The sequence below is a fragment of the Streptomyces sp. UNOC14_S4 genome (assembly GCF_020740835.1).
Classification (GTDB): Bacteria; Actinomycetota; Actinomycetes; order Streptomycetales; family Streptomycetaceae; genus Streptomyces.
On the sequence record NZ_JAINFC010000771.1, the window covers coordinates 1 to 2,503 of the forward strand.

A 2,503-nucleotide genomic window follows, 5' to 3' on the forward strand; every position below is an offset into this window, starting at 1 on the left:
GTCTCCGGGGGGGCTTCCATCGTCTTCTGGGGCTTCTGCGCGGTGGCACCCTTGGCGACGGTCTCCTCGCCCTCCGGACGGTGGCTCGACCAGTAGGCGGCTCCCGCCGTGGCTATCGTCAGCATCAGGGCGAAGGCCATCACCGAGCCGTTGTTGAGCATGGAGAGGAACAGCCCGCAGCCGACGAGGGCGCACAGCGCGGCCGTCAGCGCGGGGCCCTCGACGCGGCCCGACAGCATCCGCCGGGCCTCGTTCTCCTCCTCGCCCTCCATCGGGATCAGCAGCCACGCGAAGCCGTAGAGGATCAGGCCCAGGCCGCCGGTGGCCGCGAGCACACCCAGCACCACGCGGAAGATGACGGGGTCGAGGCCGAAGCAGCGGCCGAGACCACCGCACAGGCCCGCGACCACCTTGTGCTCACGGCTGCGGCGCAACGGTGGCCGGTCGTCCGGCAAAGTGCCGTGAACCGCGCCCGCCTGCTGCGCGTCCTCGGTGGTGGGTGTGTCGGTCATACAGGACATGGTGTCAACCGGAACGCGCTTTCGGCACACCTGACAACCCTGGCCGTTCCCTGAGATCGCCCCTGAGAAGGTGCCGGATATCGTGGCGCAGCGAACACCAACGGGGGCAACCGGAGGGGTGCACGGTGACTGAGTCAGTGTCGGGGTCCGCGGCGGCGCCGGAGCCGCGGTCGGACCGCGGCAGGCTTGTCGCAGGCCGGTACCGCCTCCTGGAGCTGATAGGCCGTGGCGGTATGGGCACGGTGTGGCGGGCCGAGGACTCCCTGCTGGGCCGTCAGGTCGCCCTCAAGCAGCTCCGCGTCTCGCCCTACCTGGACGAGGAGGAGCTCGCCACTCTCTACGAGCGCACCCGCCGGGAGGCCCGCAGCGCCGCCCGGATCACCCATCCCAACGTGGTGGTCGTCCACGACGTCGTCGAGGACCGCGGCCTGCCCTGCATCGTGATGGAGCACGTGCCGTCGACGACGCTCGCCGACGTCCTCAAGCTCGGCACGATCGAGCCCGAGGAAGCGGCCCGCATCGGGCGCGGCATGATCGCCGCGCTGCGCGCCGCCCACGCGGCCGGGGTGCTGCACCGGGACGTCAAGCCCGGCAACGTCCTGCTCGGCGACGACGGGCGGGTCGTCCTCACCGACTTCGGCATCGCCCGCTCCACCGGCACGTCCACGCTGACCAAGACGGGTGAGATGGTCGGTTCGATCGACTACATCGCGCCCGAGCGGATCAAGGGGGCCAAGCCCGGCCCCGCCTCCGACCTGTGGGCCCTGGGCGCCACCCTCTACCAGGCGCTGGAGGGGCGGCCGCCGTTCCGCAAGGCCACCGCGGTCGAGACGGCCTACGCGACCGTCATGGATCCGCTGGAGCCGCCCCGTGGCGCGGGGCCGCTCACGAAGCTGATCGAGACCCTGCTGGCCAAGGACCCCGCGCTGCGGCCCCCGGCCGAACTGGTCGAACAGATCCTCCGGGAGCCCGCGGCGGAGCCCGACACCGCTCATATGCGGACAGCGGACCTGACGGACGTGCCCGCTGCCCCTGACGTGCCTGCCGCTCCTGACGTGCCGGCCGTCCCCGGCCCTGCCCACGACCACGACCCCTACGGGGAGACGGCTGCCGCCTCTGCGGAACCCGCGGAACCTGTGGAAGAGCGACGGGAAGACACTGCGGAAACGATTCGCCGAGCCGGAACGGCTCGCGGGACCGAGGCGGTCACGGCGCCCGCCGACACCGCCGGCACCGTGGCCGCCACGGTCACCACCACTGCCCCGGATGCCGCCGCCGGACCCGCGGAAGGCGGCCGGAAGCGGCGGGGGCCGCTGCTGTGGAGCGCGGTGGCCGTGGTCGTCGTGGCCGGGATCGCGGGCGGTCTCTTCGTCGCCCTCCAAGGCGGTGACGGTGGCGGTAACGGCACGGAGACCGTGGCCGGTGACACCTCGGCGAAGGAAGCGACCGCCGACAAGCCCCGGGCCTCCGCGAGCCCGGACCTCGCGGCGTCCGTCACACCCTCTTTGCCGCCGGGCTACCGCCTGGCGGAGGAGCAGGCCATGGGCTTCTCCGTCCCCGTGCCGAACGGCTGGACGCGGCTGGTGAAGTCGTCCGAGGAGGTCAACTACATCGACGGCACCGGCAGGGTCGGCCTCAAGATCAATGTGCTCCCGTTCGCGAGCGGCGACCACCTCCAGCACTGGAAGGACGTCGAGGCGCAGGTCAAGAAGCAGGAGAGCACCTACGTCATGGAGCGGATGCAGGAGACGAAGTACCGCGGGGAGTCCGCCGCGCTCTGGCAGTACAGGTGGAAGGGGCGGGCCCGCGAGTACCGGGCGATCGACCTCGGGTTCGGGAAGGAGGGGGGGAAGGAGTACGCGATCTACCTCTCCGCGCCCTCCGCGGACTGGGACCGGTACCGGCCCGTCTTCGACGCGGCCTGCGACGGCTTCCGCATCAAGCCCTGACCCCGGATCCGGGCCCCCGGCCCCGTCCCGCAT

Annotated in this window: 2 protein-coding genes; one reads left to right on the plus strand and one right to left on the minus strand. The window is 71.9% G+C overall.

Translation table 11 applies throughout. The features are described from left to right. A partial coding sequence (locus K6I34_RS35530) for a PspC domain-containing protein (protein WP_229332158.1) occupies window positions 1-512 on the minus strand: 512 nt, incomplete at its 3' end. Between the two features lie 134 nt (window positions 513-646). Here K6I34_RS35530 and K6I34_RS35535 point away from each other — a divergent pair. Continuing rightward, a complete protein-coding gene (locus K6I34_RS35535; protein ID WP_308294101.1) occupies window positions 647-2,470 on the plus strand; it encodes a serine/threonine-protein kinase in 1,824 nt (607 codons plus the stop codon). The last annotated feature ends 33 nt before the right edge of the window (window positions 2,471-2,503 follow it).